At 59.1% G+C, this 16,899-nt stretch carries 20 protein-coding genes; 6 read left to right on the forward strand and 14 right to left on the reverse strand.

The features are described from left to right. The first annotated feature begins 36 nt into the window (after positions 1-36). Positions 37-555: an acyloxyacyl hydrolase gene (locus MME58_RS04715; protein WP_002552154.1), complete on the forward strand. Its 519-nt coding sequence runs from the start codon at positions 37-39 to the stop codon at positions 553-555. A 162-nt stretch (positions 556-717) separates the two neighbouring features. On the opposite strand, the gene MME58_RS04720 is transcribed toward MME58_RS04715, so the two are convergent. The 12 genes from MME58_RS04720 to MME58_RS04775 form a co-directional block, all read right to left on the reverse strand. Further along, the gene (locus MME58_RS04720; protein ID WP_061447424.1) at positions 718-1,074 is read right to left on the reverse strand and encodes a YkgJ family cysteine cluster protein; all 357 of its coding nucleotides are present in this window, start codon (positions 1,072-1,074) and stop codon (positions 718-720) included. Continuing rightward, positions 1,029-1,538 (reverse strand): DUF2878 domain-containing protein, encoded by a 510-nt coding sequence (locus MME58_RS04725; protein ID WP_054985755.1) that lies wholly within the window; start codon positions 1,536-1,538, stop codon positions 1,029-1,031. The genes MME58_RS04720 and MME58_RS04725 overlap by 46 nt, the downstream gene beginning before the upstream one ends. Next, positions 1,531-2,799 (reverse strand): SAM-dependent methyltransferase, encoded by a 1,269-nt coding sequence (locus tag MME58_RS04730; RefSeq protein ID WP_054985754.1) that lies wholly within the window; start codon positions 2,797-2,799, stop codon positions 1,531-1,533. The genes MME58_RS04725 and MME58_RS04730 overlap by 8 nt, the downstream gene beginning before the upstream one ends. Then, positions 2,786-3,586 carry a DUF1365 domain-containing protein gene (locus MME58_RS04735; RefSeq protein ID WP_055005677.1) on the reverse strand — a complete coding sequence of 267 codons (801 nt, stop codon included), beginning with the start codon at positions 3,584-3,586 and terminating at the stop codon, positions 2,786-2,788. Before MME58_RS04735 ends, MME58_RS04730 begins: the two co-directional genes overlap by 14 nt. Next, a complete protein-coding gene (locus MME58_RS04740; protein ID WP_055005676.1) occupies positions 3,583-4,830 on the reverse strand; it encodes an NAD(P)/FAD-dependent oxidoreductase in 1,248 nt (415 codons plus the stop codon). The genes MME58_RS04735 and MME58_RS04740 overlap by 4 nt, the downstream gene beginning before the upstream one ends. After that, a complete protein-coding gene (locus MME58_RS04745; protein WP_054985751.1) occupies positions 4,827-5,615 on the reverse strand; it encodes an SDR family NAD(P)-dependent oxidoreductase in 789 nt (262 codons plus the stop codon). Before MME58_RS04745 ends, MME58_RS04740 begins: the two co-directional genes overlap by 4 nt. Further along, on the reverse strand, positions 5,612-6,034 hold the full coding sequence (locus MME58_RS04750; RefSeq protein WP_054985750.1) for a nuclear transport factor 2 family protein: 423 nt from the start codon (positions 6,032-6,034) through the stop codon (positions 5,612-5,614). The genes MME58_RS04745 and MME58_RS04750 overlap by 4 nt, the downstream gene beginning before the upstream one ends. Then, a complete protein-coding gene (phrB, locus tag MME58_RS04755; RefSeq protein WP_055005675.1) occupies positions 6,027-7,475 on the reverse strand; it encodes a deoxyribodipyrimidine photo-lyase in 1,449 nt (482 codons plus the stop codon). Before phrB ends, MME58_RS04750 begins: the two co-directional genes overlap by 8 nt. A gap of 9 nt (positions 7,476-7,484) precedes the next feature. Continuing rightward, complete coding sequence (locus tag MME58_RS04760; RefSeq protein ID WP_054985748.1) at positions 7,485-8,387, reverse strand: MerR family transcriptional regulator; 903 nt, start codon at positions 8,385-8,387, stop codon at positions 7,485-7,487. 3 nt (positions 8,388-8,390) lie between these two features. Beyond that, the gene (locus MME58_RS04765; RefSeq protein ID WP_054985747.1) at positions 8,391-9,353 is read right to left on the reverse strand and encodes a YbgA family protein; all 963 of its coding nucleotides are present in this window, start codon (positions 9,351-9,353) and stop codon (positions 8,391-8,393) included. Between the two features lie 164 nt (positions 9,354-9,517). Continuing rightward, positions 9,518-9,733, reverse strand: coding sequence for a TIGR02450 family Trp-rich protein (locus tag MME58_RS04770; protein WP_054985746.1), 216 nt, complete (start codon positions 9,731-9,733; stop codon positions 9,518-9,520). Continuing rightward, on the reverse strand, positions 9,730-10,716 hold the full coding sequence (locus tag MME58_RS04775) for an NAD(P)/FAD-dependent oxidoreductase (protein WP_054985745.1): 987 nt from the start codon (positions 10,714-10,716) through the stop codon (positions 9,730-9,732). Before MME58_RS04775 ends, MME58_RS04770 begins: the two co-directional genes overlap by 4 nt. Positions 10,717-11,004: 288 nt before the next feature. On the opposite strand from MME58_RS04775, the gene MME58_RS04780 reads away from it, so the two are divergent. Further along, entirely contained in the window at positions 11,005-11,907 is a 903-nt protein-coding gene (locus MME58_RS04780) for a TIGR01777 family oxidoreductase (RefSeq protein ID WP_054985744.1), read from the forward strand. A 22-nt stretch (positions 11,908-11,929) separates the two neighbouring features. Further along, the gene (gene hemH, locus MME58_RS04785) at positions 11,930-12,952 is read left to right on the forward strand and encodes a ferrochelatase (protein ID WP_055005674.1); all 1,023 of its coding nucleotides are present in this window, start codon (positions 11,930-11,932) and stop codon (positions 12,950-12,952) included. A 195-nt stretch (positions 12,953-13,147) separates the two neighbouring features. On the opposite strand, the gene MME58_RS04790 is transcribed toward hemH, so the two are convergent. Continuing rightward, entirely contained in the window at positions 13,148-14,425 is a 1,278-nt protein-coding gene (locus tag MME58_RS04790; protein ID WP_055005673.1) for a uracil-xanthine permease family protein, read from the reverse strand. Positions 14,426-14,429: 4 nt separating this feature from the next. After that, entirely contained in the window at positions 14,430-15,068 is a 639-nt protein-coding gene (gene upp / locus MME58_RS04795) for a uracil phosphoribosyltransferase (RefSeq protein ID WP_003365583.1), read from the reverse strand. A 207-nt stretch (positions 15,069-15,275) separates the two neighbouring features. Between upp and MME58_RS04800 the strand changes: the two genes are divergently transcribed. The 3 genes from MME58_RS04800 (at position 15,276) to MME58_RS04810 (ending at position 16,759) form a co-directional block, all read left to right on the forward strand. After that, positions 15,276-15,833: a hypoxanthine-guanine phosphoribosyltransferase gene (locus MME58_RS04800; protein ID WP_002552171.1), complete on the forward strand. Its 558-nt coding sequence runs from the start codon at positions 15,276-15,278 to the stop codon at positions 15,831-15,833. A gap of 68 nt (positions 15,834-15,901) precedes the next feature. Beyond that, a complete protein-coding gene (locus MME58_RS04805; protein ID WP_054985741.1) occupies positions 15,902-16,405 on the forward strand; it encodes a hypothetical protein in 504 nt (167 codons plus the stop codon). 66 nt (positions 16,406-16,471) lie between these two features. Beyond that, positions 16,472-16,759: a PA4642 family protein gene (locus tag MME58_RS04810; protein WP_054985740.1), complete on the forward strand. Its 288-nt coding sequence runs from the start codon at positions 16,472-16,474 to the stop codon at positions 16,757-16,759. Positions 16,760-16,899 lie beyond the last annotated feature (140 nt).

Raw genomic sequence — 16,899 nt, forward strand, 5'->3', positions numbered from 1 at the left:
CTTTTCGTACACTTTAATATATTTAGGACGTTTCTCATGAAGAGACTCTTTTGCCTGGCCGTGATTGCGGCCGCTCTGGCAGGGCAAGCTTCAATCGCGCAGGCCGACGGTGTTGAGTTTTCGGTGGGGCAGACCGGCGAGTCGACCATGACTTATCGCCTGGGCGTGCAGTTCGATTGGGATAAAACCTGGCTGCAAAGCGACATTGGCCGTCTGACCGGCTACTGGGATGGCGCTTACACCTACTGGGATGGCAAGGACTACAAGGATAACCACAGCCTGTCGTTCTCCCCGGTTCTGGTCTACGAATTCGGCAACGGCAATGTCAAGCCCTACGTAGAAGCCGGTATCGGCGTCTCGGTGTTCTCGAACACCCAGGTCGAAGACCGCAAGTTCGGGTCTGCTTTCAACTTCGAAGACCGTATCGGCTTTGGTCTGCGTTTCGCGGGCGGGCATGAAGTCGGTATTCGCGCGACACACTATTCCAACGCCGGCATCAAAGAGCCGAACGACGGTATAGAAAGCTACGCATTGCATTACAAGATGCCGTTCTGATACATCAAGTTGGCTATTGTGCCAATGCCCTGCATTGGCACGCTGTTCCTGACGCGCCTCGTTGAAAACCTGTGCTGCCGCGCATGCCCACGACGCGGAGCGTCCGGAACTGCATTCCCACGCGGAGCGTGGGGACGATAGTCATGAGCCAGGCAACACTGATCAGAGATAAGCCGTCGCAATCCCTTTGCGTTCGTTCAGGCAGTCTTCCGCACCGGCTTCGAATTCACGACAGATCAACGGTCGTTTTTCGTAGATCGTGCACATCATGGTGTTGCGATCCAGTGCGGCGCACCAGCCGTCATCCAGACGCAGCATGACCTCGCCACCCCACTCGTCGGTATCAATGTAGCGCTCAGGCACGCCCGTATCGGTGATGAGCATCACTTCCAGTTGGCAACAGCAGGCTGCGCAGGTGGAGCAGGTGACTTCCGTTTCGCTGTGAATCTCTGCGACCGGAATGAGTGTGGCGTTCAGAGCGTTTCTCCCGAGTGTCTGGCTGCCCGGGTTGCCAGCCATTGAAGCAGGGGAAATACACCTGCCCAGACCACCCCCAGCAGCACCATACCTGGCCACACTCCGAGGGGGAGGTGAACCTGAGCCAGTTGCGAGCCGGCATAGTACGACATCGGGCCGCCAATAGCCCCCAGCAGGGCTGCACGCCATAGCGGCTTTGCCGTCCACGCCAGGCAATGATTGAGCGTAGTGCCCAGCACTGCCCACAGTAGCGCCAGCCACAGAGGCAACAGGTAGCCGTCGCTGCCAAAGTCAAAAACGCCGAGGGTCATCAAGGCGCTGTCCAGCACAATGCCGATCAACGTGACCGTCAGAATCAGCCGACCTTCTGCGGCCCATGAGCTGATCCACAGGAAATGCACGGCCAGCACGGCAACGGCAATCAGCAGCCAATAACTGTTGCCGCCCAGTACGCAGGCGAACCAGCCGATCTGGAACAGCACTGCGTTGGCGATCGATTTAAGCATTGAAGCGCCCAAGCAACGGTTCGCGCAGGGCATCGGGCTTGGCGAGCAATAACTGGGCGGTACCGATGGTCCGCTCCAGAAAGCCGCCTTCGCAGTAGCACAGATAGAACTCCCACAGCCGCAGGAAATGGTCGTCATAACCCAGTTCGGCCAGTTTGCCGTGGGCCTGTTTGAAGTTGTCGTGCCACACGCGCAGCGTGCGCGCGTAATGCAGGCCGAAATCTTCCATGTGCAGGAGGTTCATGTCGGTATCGCTGCCGACGATGTCGAGCATTTTCGCCACTGACGGTAGAGCGCCGCCAGGGAAAATGTAACGCTGGATGAAATCCACATTGCGTTTGGCCTGGGCATAACGCTGCTCGCGGATAGTGATCGCCTGCAGCAGCATCATCCCGTTACTTTTGAGCAGGTTCGCGCATTGCTTGAAGTAAGTCGGCAGAAAACGATGGCCGACCGCTTCGATCATCTCGATGGACACCAGCTTGTCGTATTCACCGGTCAGGTCCCGGTAGTCGGTCAGCAACAGCGTGACGCGATCCTGCAAGCCCAGCTCGATCAGGCGTTGCTCGGTGTAGGCGAACTGTTCTCTGGACAGCGTGGTGGTGGTCACCCGGCAGCCGTAGTGCTGCGCCGCATAAATAGCCATGCTGCCCCAGCCGGTGCCGATTTCCAGCAGGTGATCGTCAGGTTTCAGGGCCAGCTTCTGGCAGATGCGCTCCAGCTTGTTCAACTGTGCCTGTTCCAGCGTGTCGTCCTCGCTGAGAAACTGTGCAGCGGAGTACATCATCGTCGGGTCGAGAAACTGCTCGAACAGCCTGTTGCCAAGGTCGTAGTGGGCAGCGATGTTTTTCTGCGAGCCTTCGCGCGTATTGCGATTCAGCCAGTGCAGGGCGTGAATCAACGGGCGGGTCAGGCGAGCCATGCCGCCTTCCATTGCATCCAGCACATCCAGATTGCTGACAAAGACCCGCACCACCGCGGTAAGGTCAGGCGTGGTCCAGTAGCCGTGGATAAACGCCTCGCCAGCGCCGATGGAGCCGTTGCTGGCAACCATGCCCCAGGCGGCGGAATGCAGAATATGAATCTCTGCATGAATCAGCGCACCGGTCTTGCCAAACACATGGCGCTCGCCGCCGTCGATAACCACCAACTGGCCATTGCGCAGACCCGCGAGCTGTCGCAGTACACCGCGGCGCAGGATATTGGCCGTCAGACCATTGGTGCCCAGATTGGCAGAAAAACTGCTGCTACTGCTTTTCATGGCGTGAGTCCTTGGTTTGCGCGGCGGCAGCACGGTACTCGCCGTCGGCGGCCTGATGAGAAAAAATAGGTATGCGTTTGAGCAGCAGGCGCATCGCCTGCCAGTAAATCGCCAGACAGGTTTTAGCGGTCATCCACGGATAAGCCATCAGGTAACGATGCAGCGTCTGGCGGCTAAGGTTCTGGCGGGTCAGATTGAGGGTTGCGTCGAACATTTTCAGTTCGCCTTGCCAGTCAGCCATGTGTACACCGATCCGCTCGGCGGGCTGGCTGAAGCTCATACGGTATTCAAGGTCTCGTGGCAGGAACGGCGACACGTGAAAGGCCTTGGCCACCGCAAAATACTGATGCCCTTCACCCGTGGCAGGCAGCACATAGCTGTAGCGCTCGCCCCAGGGCGTGTTGGTGACTTCACACAGAATGCCGGCCAGGGGGCCGTCTGCCTCATGACAGTAGAAAAAACTCACCGGGTTGAACGACAAACCCCAACTGCGTGCCTGGGTCAGCAGGCAGACACGCCCCGATGGCGTACGGCCCAATGCTTTGCCAACCCGTTCGCGGACCGCCTCTATCAGCGTCATTCCTTGCCCGGTCAGCTCTGGCAGGTAGTCACACTCGCGAAACGAGAAAGGCGCAAAACGTCCTTTGCCTGCCAGCGGAGAGAGCCCCAGTACGTGCTCCTGCTCATCCAGGTCCAGATAGAGCAAGCCTATTCGATAGGTGAACGCATGGGCGCGCGGCGAAAATCGCCGGTGGCTGATCCAGCCGCTGTAGAGCGCGCTGTTCACAGGGTTTCACCAAAGGCCTGAGCCACGCGCAAGCCGCTGACGACGCCGTCTTCGTGGAAACCGTTGGCCCAGTAGGCGCCGCAGTACCAGGTGTGATCGACGCCGTTGATTTCCTCCCAGCGTGCCTGTGCGGCGATCGCATCAAGGCTGTATTGCGGATGCGCGTAACGGTAGCGACCGAGGATTTTTGCCGGGTCGATGGCGGCGGTCTGATTGAGGCTGACACAGAACGTTGTGTCGCTCTCGATCCCTTGCAGGATGTTCATGTCGTAAGTAACGGCTGCCGACTGCTGTTCACTGCCGCCCAGACGGTAGTTCCAGCTTGCCCAGGCCAGTTTGCGCTGGGGCAGCAGTCGCGTATCGGTGTGCAGCACTACATCGTTCTCGGCATAGCGCAGGGCCCCGAGAATCGAGCGCTCGGCACTGGATGGCTCGGCCAGCAGCGCCAAGGCCTGGTCGCTGTGGCAGGCAAACACCACCTTGTCGAAGCGTTCGGTGCCCAGCCTGCTGTGCAGCGTTACGCCGTCGCTGTCGCGTTCCACCCGCGTGACGGGGCAGGACAGGCGAATCCGCTCTCGGAACGAAGCCGTCAACGGTTCGACATAACTTCTCGAACCACCCTCGATGACGCACCATTGCGGCCGATGAGTGACCGAGAGCAGGCCGTGATTCTTGAAAAAGCGCACGAAGAACTGCAACGGAAAGCCGAGCATGTCCGCCAGTGACATCGACCAGATCGCCGCGCCCATGGGCACGATGTAATGGTCGATGAAACGCTGGCCATAGCCGCCGCTCTTCAGGTACTCGCCCAGCGTCGTGTCTGCCGCGATGCGCTGGTTTTCCAGATCATCGACCGACTGACGATTGAAACGCAGGATATCGCGCAGCATGCCCCAGAACCTGGGTGAAAGCAGATTGCTGCGCTGGGCGAACAGGCTGTTGAGGTTGTTGCCGTTATATTCCACGCCAGTGCGCGGATCATGCACCGAAAAGCTCATTTCGGCCGGCTTGAAGCCGACACCCAACTGACTGAGCAGGCGAATGAAGTTGGGGTAGGTCCAGTCGTTAAAGACAATGAAACCGGTGTCAATGGCATAGGTTCGGCCTTCGACCTGCACGTCGACCGTATGGGTATGCCCGCCGATCCAGTCGGAGGACTCGAAAACGGTCACCTCATGCGCGCGGTCAAGCAGGTAAGCGCTGGTCAGGCCGGCAATCCCGCTGCCGATGACGGCGATTTTCATTGCGCATCCTTATTCGACGACTCGGTCCGCGCCATGCGTTTGCCGAGTGCAAGCCTGGCGCGTGCCGGAAGCAGGGCCAGTAAGCTCATGCTGAATATGAACAACGCCGGAAAGGCGATATCCAGCGGACGTTTGTTGCGCCCCAGTTTGCTGGCGATGTGTTTGGCTGCCTTTTCGACAGGCCAGCGCATCGGCATCGGGAAATCATTTTTTTGTGTCAGCGGTGTGTCGACGAACCCGGGGCTGACCACTGTGACGTCGATGTTTTCGCTGGCCAGGTCCAGACGCAGCGCTTCGAGCAGATAACGCAGGCCGGCCTTCGACGCGCCGTAGGCTTCTGCGCGCGGCAAAGCCAGGTAGGTCACCGCACTGGCCACTCCGACCAGATGCGGCTGATGCCCTTTGCGTAACAGCGGTAGCGCGTGCTCGATGCAGTAACTGCTGGCCAGCAGGTTGGTGCGCACTACGCGTTCGACCATGGCCGCTTCAAACTGCCGGGCATCGATGTATTCGCACGTGCCCGCGTTGAAGATGGCGGTGTCCAGGGCTCCCCATTGCCGGGCGATATCGTCGGCAATCGCTTTCACTTGCTCGGGGTCGGTGATATCACCGGTCACCAGCAGCACCTGCGTGGGATAAACGTTCGCCAGGTCCTGCAATGGCTCAAGCGTACGGGCGGTCAGTGCCAGCCGGTGTCCGGCGTTGAGCAGCTCTTTTGCCAGCGCCAGACCAATGCCGCTGCTTGCTCCGGTCAACCAGATGCGTCGTGCAACAGGAGTGCTCATCCCAACCTCTTCTTCAGCCAATGGATGACTCGACCCATGATGGGCAGATGTTCGTAGAGCAATGCACCGGCGTCGAAGTAGTCCCTGTGTCGATAAACCTTGTCGTGCCATTTCAGGTGCGAACAGCCTTCGACCCTGATTGTTTTGCCTGCGGCCAGGCGCGGATGCGAATAACTCATGGTCCAGACCAGATAGCCCTCACCGGGGCGCACTTCATCGAAGGCATGGAAATCGAACTGCAGATCCTGGACGTTGGCGTACAACTCGGCGAAATAGCGCCGCATGGCCGCGAGGCCGCGGATGTCGTGCATCGGGTCGCTGAACGACACGTCATCGCTGTACAGCTCGGCGACCCGATCAAGGTTGTCCTTGTTCAGCGCGGCAAAACCTTCGGCGAAGCGATGCAGGAAATCAGCCATGTTCGACTCCCGCAGCGGGCTGGCGAGCCGGAAGCGCCCTGAACGCTGCCAGGGCACGCGCTCGGCTCTTGCTCAGATCGACGATGGGTTTCGGGTAGTCGGCAGCGCCAAACAGGTCGCCGATCGAGGCGGGGTCATGAATCTGCTTTTTATTGAGATCGGCCAGTTCCGGCAACCAGCGCTTGATGAACACGCCCTCGGGGTCGAACCGCTCCGACTGAGACAACGGATTGAAAATACGGAAGTAGGGTGCCGAGTCGGTGCCCGTGGACGAACTCCACTGCCAGCCGCCATTGTTGGCCGCCAGATCGCCGTCGATCAGGTGGCGCATGAAGAAGCGCTCGCCCTCGCGCCAGTCGATCAGCAGGTTTTTGGTGAGGAACATCGCAACGACCATCCTTAGCCGATTGTGCATCCATCCGGTTTCCAGCAACTGGCGCATCGCTGCGTCAATGATCGGCAGGCCGGTACGCGCCTCTTGCCACGCCAGCAGTTCTTCGGGGGCATCGCGCCACTTCAATGCCTCGGTTTCCGGGCGAAAGGCACGATGACGCGATACACGAGGGTAGCCTACCAGGGTGTGTTTATAGAACTCTCGCCACAATAGTTCGTTGATCCAGGTCACCGTGCCGACGTCACCACTTTCGAACTCCCCTTGATTACTGGCCAGAGCTGCGTGCAGACACTGGCGCGGTGAAATCACCCCTGCCGCCAGATAGGCGGACAACTGGCTGGTGCCGGGTTTGGCCGGGAAATCGCGCTCAGTCTTGTAATAGCTGATCTGCTCGTCGGCGAAGGTGTCCATGCGCCGCCTGGCTTCTGCCTCGCCTGCCGGCCACAGGTTGCGTAACGTTTGCGACGGCGTAGCAAAACCCTTGACTTGGTCAGGGATCGAATCGCTCTTGATCGACAGGGGTTGCTGCGTCTGCGGTGCGCGCCCCGGGTGCGGCATGGCCTCGTGCAGACGGCTGTAGCAGACTTTCTTGAACTGGGTGAACACCTGAAAATAGTTGCCGGTCTTGGTCAGGATACTGCTGGGCTTGAATAACAGCTGATCAAGGTAACTGTTGAAGTGCACACCGGCTTTTTCCATTGCCTTCTGCACGGCCTGGTCGCGACGGGTTTCATTGATGCCATATTCCTGATTGAGGTGCAGGCCATCGACCTTGAACTGTGTGCACAGTTTTGCCAGCACTTCAGGCGCCTGATCCCAGGTGTCCGCCTCGCGGATCAGCAGCGGCACGTTGAACGTGGCCAGCGCCTTTTCCAGCTCGACCAGATTGCGCAGCCAGAAGTCCACTTTGCAGTCGGCATCGTCGTGGCTGCGCCACTGCGCAGGACTGAGCAGGTAGACCGCCAGCGTCGGACCGCGCTCCATGGCAGCGGTCAGGGCAGTATTGTCGTGAACGCGCAGGTCGCTACGCAGCCAGATCAGTTGCATGAGAAGTCCTTAGATAAGTCCGAGCTTGCCCAGCTCGATCTGAGCGCTGAGTGCGTCGTGGGCAAGGGTCAATCCAGCTATCTCGTTTGCCTGTACGAGCAGCTCGGCGTTATGGATCTGCACCGTTGGTCCGCCCAGCACGACAGGGCAGGTTATATTGGCCAGCAAGCGGGGTAACTGGGCTACGTTCAGCGCTTTGCTGGAGTAGAGCAATATGCCGCGTGGCTTCAGGTATTCCGCGGCAAGCGCCAGCTCACCCACAGGCAGCGGCCAGTCGAACACCTCGACCGGGCAGTCGGCGCTGCTCACCAGCCAGGCCGCGAGCCACAGGTGCGGTTCGAGCGGCAGATCCGACTGATTGACCAGCAGCAACGGGCTGCCACTGAGCTGACGGTTGTTGTGGTAAATCCGTGCGCCGAACTTGCTGCGCAGCCACGAATAGAAAAACGTACGCTCCAGCTGCGCGCCGAACTTGCCTTGCCAGCGCTGCTCCAGTTCGGCCAGCAGTGGCAACAGAAGCTGTTCACACAGTGTGCGCGGCGGATAAAGCGACATCGCCTGATTGAACACGTCATCGACACGGCGTTCGGCCAACTCGCCGATTGCCACCAGCAGGGTCTGGCGCAGCGCGTCCCAGTCGTTGGTCGGGGGCAGGGCGTCCTGGCGGTTGTCGTCGATCAGGCCCTTGACATGGCTGACGGACACGCCGCGGTTGAGCCAGGTCAGGATCTTCATGACGCGCTGCACATGCTCGTCCGAATACAGTCGATGGCCCTTGGCGGTGCGGTGCGGGACGATCAGTCCGTAACGGCGCTCCCAGGCACGCAAGGTAACGGCGTTGACGCCTGTCTGCCGTGCGACCTCGCGGATAGGCAGCCAGTCGCCCGGCACCTCTGTGTCTGTTTCATTCATGAGTCAAATCGCATTGCGCAGGCTGAGGTTTTCCGGATGGGGCTGCATGTATACCTGCAGCGCCACGTACGGATCCGGATGTTGGCGAAAGTGATGTTTGAGCAGGGTCAGCGGTACGATCAAGGGCACGATGCCTTGATGGTACTGGCTGATCACTTCCTGGATTTCCTGCTTGTCCTCAGCACCGATCGTCTGTTTCAAATAACCGCACAGGTGCTGCAGGACGTTGGTATGAGTACGGCGAGTCGCACACTTTTTCAGTGCAGCCATGAGCTCGCTGAAATACAGCGGTGCGATTTCATTGGGATCGGTGCGGCCCATGCTGCCAAGCATTTTGCCCAGTGCCTTGTATTGCACCGGGTCGTTGGCCATTAGCTGGTATTTGTAACGCGAGTGGAATTCGGTCAGCGCACGCCGGGTGACGCCTTCTTTGAGCAACTGTTGCCAGGCGGCATAGGCAAATACGCGGGTGACGAAATTTTCCCGCAGTACGGCGTCGTTCAGCCGACCGTCTTCCTCGACCGGAAGGTTGGGGTGACGTTCACAAAACGCCTGAGCGTAGATTCCGCGACCGCCGCCATCTACCGGGGCACCGTTCTCGCGGTAGACCTTGACCCGCTCCAGGCCACAGGACGGGGATTTCTGCATGAAAATGTAACCACAGATATCACCCAGCTCTTCGGCCATCTGTACGCCGTAGTCCGCCAGGGCCTCGGTGACGTCCAGCTCGCGATTGACTGTGCCCAGCGCCTTGGGGTTTTCTGCATCGCCCACCAACCTGATCGGCTCACGCGGGATGCCCATGCCGATAGCCACTTCAGGGCACGCCTGAACAAAGTCGAAGTACTTGCTCAGTGCTTGGGTACACAGATGAGACTCCTTGTGGCCGCCATTGAAACGAACCTCGGCGCCCATCAGGCACGCACTGATGCCAAGCTTGGGTTTTTCGGTTGCGCACGTTGGCATCAGTCACCTCTACAGAAGACTTGTACAGATAGATCATGCTGTACAACTTGTCTTCATCATAGGGGCGTAGCTGTACAAGTCAAATTCTTTGTAGAGGATTTTGCACGTCTGTCAGCCACTGATTCGTGTGACTGTGGTGGCGCACCGCAAGAATCAGAAACCGGTTACTTCCAGCCCATTCGCCACGTATCCGCCTGTTGCAGCACCTGCCATGGCAGTCGCTGGCTGCGTTGGGTCAGCACAGCTTGCAACTCGACTTCCAGTACGGTGCCTTCTTCGTCCTTGAACAGTTCGGTCACCAGAAAGTGTTTTTCCCGGTTCAGCGGGGTGGCTGCTGTCCATTTTGACAGCAGCAGCTTGCGGGGATTGATCTGATTCATTGCAGGTGCTCGAGCAGTCGGCGCGCTGCTTCCTGGCCACTCAGCCATGCGCCTTCCACGCGCCCTGACAGGCACCAGTCACCGCACACATAAATACCCAGATCGGCATCCGACAGTGCGCCCCATTCATGAGAGCCGGCAGGCCGTGCATACAGCCAGCGGTGTGCAAGGCTGAACACAGGCGCGGGCATGGCACAATCGATCAACTCTGCGAACGCGCCGTGCAAGTGTTCGATAACCTGCTCTCTGGAGGCGTCGAGGTTTTGCCTGCTCCACTGGCTGGTGGCGTGCAGAACCCAGGTATCGAGCGTGTCGTTGCGCTCGGGTTTGCTGCGGTTGCGGGCCAGCCAGTCAAGCGGGCTGTCCTGCACGAAGCAACCTTGCATGGGCGTTTGCAGCGGGGTTTCGAAAGCCAGGGCCACTGCCCAGGTCGGGTCCATCGTCACGCCTGCCACCACGCTTGCCAGTTTCGGCGCAGCAGCCAGCAGGGCTGTAGCCTGCGGGGCAGGGGTGGCGATGATCACATGGCTGAAAGGGCCGTGGCTGCCGCCTTCGGCATCGAGCAGGTTCCAGTGCTGCTCGCCGCGAAACACCTCGGTGATCCGGCAGGAGAACGACACCGGCAAGTCGCCACGCATGGCTCGTGTGATGGCGCTCATGCCGGGCTTGCCCACCCAGCGCACTTGCTCATCCGGTGACGGGCTGAGCCTGCCGCCGTGAAAGTTGTAGAGCAATGGCGTCCACTCGGCGACATGCCCTTGGGCCTGCCATTGCTTCACGGCGGTGGCGAAGCGTCGGTCGCGAGCGGTGAAATATTGTGCGCCCATGTCCAGCGAACCTGCATCGCTGCGCTTGCTGGACATCCGACCGCCGCTGCCACGGCTCTTGTCGAAAAGGTGCACCTGATGCCCGGCGGATGTAAGCGCCTGAGCGGCTGAAAGTCCGGCGATACCGGTACCGATGATTGCGATAGGGACAGTCATAGGGGCCTCGTTACCTTGTCTGTACAGACTACGCCGTAGTTAAAACCTGTACAATCTTCTTGTTTGGTATAACTTGCAGTGGTTTTGGAATTTGCCTGTTGAGTCACATTGCAACTTGCAGGGTCGAACGGTTCAGCCATCAGGGCAAGGGCCGCCGGGCTGCGCTCCATTCAACTGTGGCCTAAGGTTCAGCTGACAGTTTCGTTTTCCGGATAAGCGTCGCGGAAAGCGCCACTGGTAAAAATAAGACTACTCAATTGTCACTTACGCCACGCGAGGTTATCTGCCATGCACATATTGCTGACCGGTGGTACTGGTTTGATAGGACGAGCGCTCTGCCGGTTCTGGTCTGCTCAAGGTCATGAACTGACGGTATGGAGCCGAACGCCCGCCGACGTTGCCGAGCTGTGCGGCCCTTCGGTGCGAGGTATCGCCAGCCTTGACGAGCTGGGTGCGCAGGCGGTGGACGCCATCGTCAATCTGGCCGGTGCGCCTATCGCGGATCGTCCCTGGACCCGCAAGCGTCGCCTGCTGTTGTGGGAGAGCCGCATCGGCCTGACCGAGCAACTGCTGACCTGGCTGGGCACCCGTTCACAACGACCTGCGCTGATGATTTCCGGCTCTGCGGTGGGGTGGTACGGCGACAGTGGCGAGCGCGAAATAGATGAAACCTCACTGCCTGCCAAGGAGGATTTTGCCAGCCAGCTGTGCAACGCCTGGGAAGAAACCGCGCAACGTGCCGAGTCGCTGGGCGTGCGTGTGGTGCTGATCCGTACAGGGCTGGTGCTGTCGGACCGCGCGGGTTTCCTGCAGCGCTTGTTGCCGCCTTTCAAATTCGGCATGGGCGGGCCTATCGGTAACGGCAGGCAGTGGATGCCCTGGGTTCACATCGAGGATCAAATCGCTGCGATTGATTTTCTGTTGAATCTGAATGAAGCAAAGGGTCCCTATAATGTTTGCGCGCCATCGCCGGTGCGCAATCGTCAGTTTGCCAAGGCACTGGCAGGTATTCTGCATCGACCCGCGTTCATGCCTATGCCTGCGCTGGCCCTGAAAGTATTGCTGGGTGAGCTTTCGGTATTGCTGCTCGGCGGCCAGCGTGCGCGGCCGGAGCGCTTGCAGGAAGCTGGTTTCATATTCAAGTACACCGAACTCGACACTGCCCTGCAGGATTTGCTGGGTCGCCACTGAACGCTTTGAAATAGGATGTTGCATGACCGATCACGCTTTGTTGCTGGTCAATCTGGGTTCGCCTGCTTCTACTCAAGTGGCAGACGTGCGCAGCTACCTGAACCAGTTTCTGATGGATCCCTATGTGATCGACTTGCCGTGGCCGGTGCGCAGGCTGCTGGTCTCGCTGATTCTGATCAAGCGGCCAGAGCAGTCCGCGCATGCCTATGCGTCCATCTGGTGGGATGAGGGTTCGCCACTGGTGGTGCTGAGCAAGCGCCTGCAGCAGGCGATGAAAAACGAGTGGTCGCACGGCCCGGTCGAACTGGCGATGCGCTATGGCGAGCCGTCCATTGAGACCGTATTGACGCGACTGTCAGAACAGGGTTTTAAGAAAGTCACCTTGGCACCGCTGTATCCGCAATTTGCCGACAGCACGGTAACCACCGTCATTGAAGAGGCCAAGCGCGTGGTGCGCGCCAAATCGTTGAAGATGCAATTCTCCGTTTTGCAGCCGTTCTACGATCAGCCCGAGTACCTGAGCGCATTGGTGGAAAGCGTCCGCCCGCATCTGGAGCAACCTTACGACCACTTGTTGCTGAGTTTCCACGGCTTGCCGGAGCGGCATCTGCACAAGCTGGACCCCACCGGCAAACACTGCCTCAAGGACGACTGCTGCATGACAGCGCCCGCCGAAGTGCTTGCCACCTGCTATCGCGCCCAGTGCCTGCAATCGGCTGCTGCGTTCGCCAAGCGCATGGGCATACCCGAGGGTAAATGGTCGGTGTCGTTTCAGTCCCGACTGGGGCGTGCCAAATGGATCGAACCCTACACCGAGGCACACCTCGAGGAACTGGCTGCGCAAGGGGTTAAAAAGCTGTTGGTCATGTGCCCGGCATTCGTGGCCGACTGCATCGAGACCCTGGAAGAGATCGGCGACCGCGGTGCCGAACAATTCAAGGAAGCGGGGGGAGAGGAACTGATTCTGATCCCTTGCCTGAACGACGATCCCAACTGGGCGAAAGAGCTGAACAGACTGTGCGAGCGTGCGCCGTTGATGCTGTGATGCGCTGAACCGCGGAGCATGGCACGATAGTGTTCTTCCAGACGCTTATCGTTGCTCACGCTCCAGCGTGGGAATGCCCTGGGTGACGCTCCGCGTCGCAAAGCTGCGCCGCACCGCACATTCAGGATCGGACGCAGAGCGTCCAGAACTGCATGCCAACGCGGAGCATTGGCACGTTAGTCAAGAAGTGAAGCGTCAAGGCAACTGATCATCCAGCTGCTTGTTCTTCCAGGTGTCGTTGCCCGGCAGGATCAGGTTCAGAATGATCGCCGTAATGGCGCACAGGGCAATGCCCTTCAGGCCAAAATCGTTCGGGCCGTTGCCGGTGCCGATCAGCACACCCCCGATCCCGAACACCAGCGTTACCGAAACGATCACCAGGTTGCGCGCTTCGGCCAGGTCGATCTTGTGGCGGATCAGTGTATTCATGCCCACCGCTGCAATCGAGCCGAACAGCAGGCACAGAATGCCGCCCATCACCGGTACCGGAATGCTCTGCAGCAGCGCACCGAACTTGCCAATGAATGCCAGCGTGATGGCGAAGAACGATGCCCAGATCATGATCTGCGGGTTGTAGTTCTTGGTCAGCATGACGGCACCGGTCACTTCGGCGTAGGTGGTATTGGGCGGACCGCCGAACAGGCCTGCGGCAGTCGTAGCGATGCCATCGCCGAACAGTGTGCGATGCAGGCCCGGTTTTTTCAGATAATCGCGCCCGGTCACGCTGCCGACCGCAATAACGCCGCCGATATGCTCGATGGCCGGGGCCAGAGCGACCGGAACAATAAACAGAATCGCCTGCCAGTTGAACTCCGGCGCGGTGAAGTGCGGCAAGGCCAGCCAGGCAGCGTCAGCGATCTTTTTGGTATCGACCACACCAAAGTAGAACGACAGCGCGAACCCCACCAGCACACCGGAGATGATCGGCACCAGACGGAAGATCCCTTTGCCGAACACCGCCACGATCAGCGTTGTCAGCAATGCCGGCATCGAGATCAGCATGGCGGTCTGATAGGGAATCAGCTGCACACCATCGCCGGTTTTGCCCATCGCCATGTTGGCCGCAATCGGGGCCATGGCCAGGCCGATGGAAATGATCACAGGCCCGATCACCACTGGCGGCAGCAGGCGGTCGATGAAGCCGGTGCCTTTGATTTTCACCGCCAGACCGAGAAAGGTGTAGACGAAGCCCGCCGCCATGACACCGCCCATGGTCGCGGCCAGGCCGAACTGGCCCTTGGCGAGGATGATCGGCGTGATGAAGGCAAAGCTCGATGCCAGAAATACCGGCACCTGACGCCCGGTAACGATCTGGAACAACAGCGTGCCCAGGCCTGCCGTGAACAGCGCCACGTTTGGATCGAGCCCAGTGATCAGCGGCATCAGTACCAGCGCGCCAAAGGCGACAAACAGCATCTGCGCGCCGGAAAGAATCGTGCGCCACAGTGGATCGTTGAACTCCTGCTGCGTCATCGTGTTACGCGTCCTTCTGTTTGGTGCCGAAGATCTTGTCACCGGCATCGCCCAGGCCCGGAATGATGTAGCCGTGTTCGTTCAGACGCTCGTCGATTGAGGCGGTGTAGATCATGACATCCGGATGCGCTTGCTCTACAGCCGCAATGCCCTCTGGCGCAGCGACCAGAACCATGGCGCGGATTTCCTTGCAGCCAGCCTTTTTCAGCAGGTCGATGGTGGCGACCATCGAGCTGCCGGTGGCCAGCATCGGGTCGATGATCATTGCCAGGCGCTCGTCGATTTCCGGAACCAGTTTTTCCAGGTAAGTGTGCGCCTGCAGGGTTTCTTCGTTGCGGGCTACACCGACCGCGCTGACCTTGGCACCCGGGATCAGGCTGAGCACGCCGTCAAGCATGCCGATACCGGCGCGCAGGATCGGGACGACAGTGATTTTCTTGCCCGCGATCTTCTCGACGGAAACAGTGCCGGCCCAGCCCTGAATGTCGTAGTTTTCCAGGGTCAGGTCGGCGGTGGCTTCATACGTCAGCAGCGCGCCGACTTCCTGAGCCAGCTCACGGAAATTCTTGGTACTGATGTCGGCGCGGCGCATCAGGCCGAGCTTGTGGCGGATCAGTGGGTGACGGATCTCACGGATGGGCATGGGGAAAGGCTCCAGCGGGGCAAAAATCGGTCTAGATTAATCTATTCAGCTGTTACTGTCTTAAAGCACGTGCGTTATCGTCTCGACGCTTCGACGTTCGCGGCTTTTGAAAGACACTCGCAACGTTAGTCCAGAATCGCTTGCTCTGGCTTGAACGGATGCGTACCTTTGCCCGCTTTTCTCAAACTGCCTTACCTGGAGAGCGCCATGTCCGCTGATCTCGAGCATATCCGTCAAATCATGCGCGAAGCCGACTGCCTGTACACCGAGGCCGAAGTGGATGCTGCCATTGCCCGCGTTGGCGCGCAGATCAATGCCGAACTGGCCGAACGCAACCCGGTGGTGTTCTGCGTTATGAATGGCGGCCTGATTTTCTCGGGCAAGCTGCTGACACACCTGAACTTTCCGCTGGAAGCGTCCTACCTGCACGCAACGCGTTATCGCAACGAAACCACCGGTGGCGATCTGTTCTGGAAAGCCAAGCCGGAAGTCTCGTTCATCGACCGTGACGTGCTGATCATCGACGACATCCTCGATGAGGGTCACACCCTGGGCGCCATCATCGACTTCTGCAAACACGCCGGTGCCCGCGCTGTGCACACTGCCGTGCTGATCGATAAAGACCACGATCGCAAGGCCCGCCCGGACCTGAAAGCCGACTACGTCGGCCTGCCGTGCATTGACCGTTACATCTTCGGTTTCGGTATGGACTACAAAGGCTACTGGCGTAATGCTGCCGGCATCTATGCCGTCAAAGGGATGTAAGGCATGCTGACGACCGCCGCTTGGAAATAGAGGGCGGTCGTCAATTCGCAATTATATGGAAACCCTCGATGAAGCTACTGATTTCCGGTGCTGTGGCATGGATGCTGTTGTCTGGCCTGACAGTGGCTGCAGCTGCTGCGCCGGTGGCGGCCAGCCCCATGCACGAGCAATACCTGCCGCCTGATGACCTGAGCCTGCGTGAGGGCGCGCCGGAGCAGCAACAATTGATGCGGGTCACCGAATACACCATCGTTGCCGGTAACCAGCGGCAATCCAGCCAGCAGCCGATTCCGGTCACTTCCCCCTTGTCGATGCGCCTGAAAGGCAAGTCACTGAACAAGGGCGCGTCCATTTCACAGGTGCTTGTGCATTTTGACGGTGGCGACAGCAAAAGCCTGAAAAAGCCCACCTATGACGAGCCGACCACCACGCTGACGCTTTATTACCCGCTGGCTCAGTACCGTGTGCTGGTCGACTTGCTGCGCAACGAGAAGGTTTATTGCCAGTTCCTGAGTTATGCCAACGGGCATATCTGGGCCGATCTGCACACCACCTCTGCACGTGCGCGTTGAGACCTGCACGCGCTGAGGGGTAAACTGCCTGCCCGTGAAAGTGTCTGCGACCTGCTGGAGCCTGTAATGCGTAAAGACAAGAAGCAGTTGATTGGCGATGAGATTGGCGATGAGCAGATCAAGCTGTTCCTCGACTTCGAACCCTATGATGCTACCTCGCCATCACTGCACAAGCTGATCAAGGCTTACCGTGGGCTGCGCATCAACGATTTTGAACGCTTCCTGGTGTTTTTCAGGGAAGCAGGCCACGACTTCGATGGCAAGGACGAGCAAGGCAACGACTTCGTTGCCCTGATCAAGGATCAGCGTAATGCCGATGAGTACATCGAGCTGATCGAAAAAGCCCGCGGTTGAAACCTGAATTTGGCTGAAACGCTTTTCAGGTGGGAGCGAACTTGTTCGCGAAGGCTTTATTTCGGACAATAAGCCTTCTGTGAATCACGCGCCTCTTCGCGAGCAAGCTTGCTCCCACAGTAATATGTATTATCAGTTAA

The sequence above is a fragment of the Pseudomonas syringae pv. tagetis genome (assembly GCF_022557255.1).
GTDB classification, from domain to species: Bacteria; Pseudomonadota; Gammaproteobacteria; order Pseudomonadales; family Pseudomonadaceae; genus Aquipseudomonas; species Aquipseudomonas caricapapayae.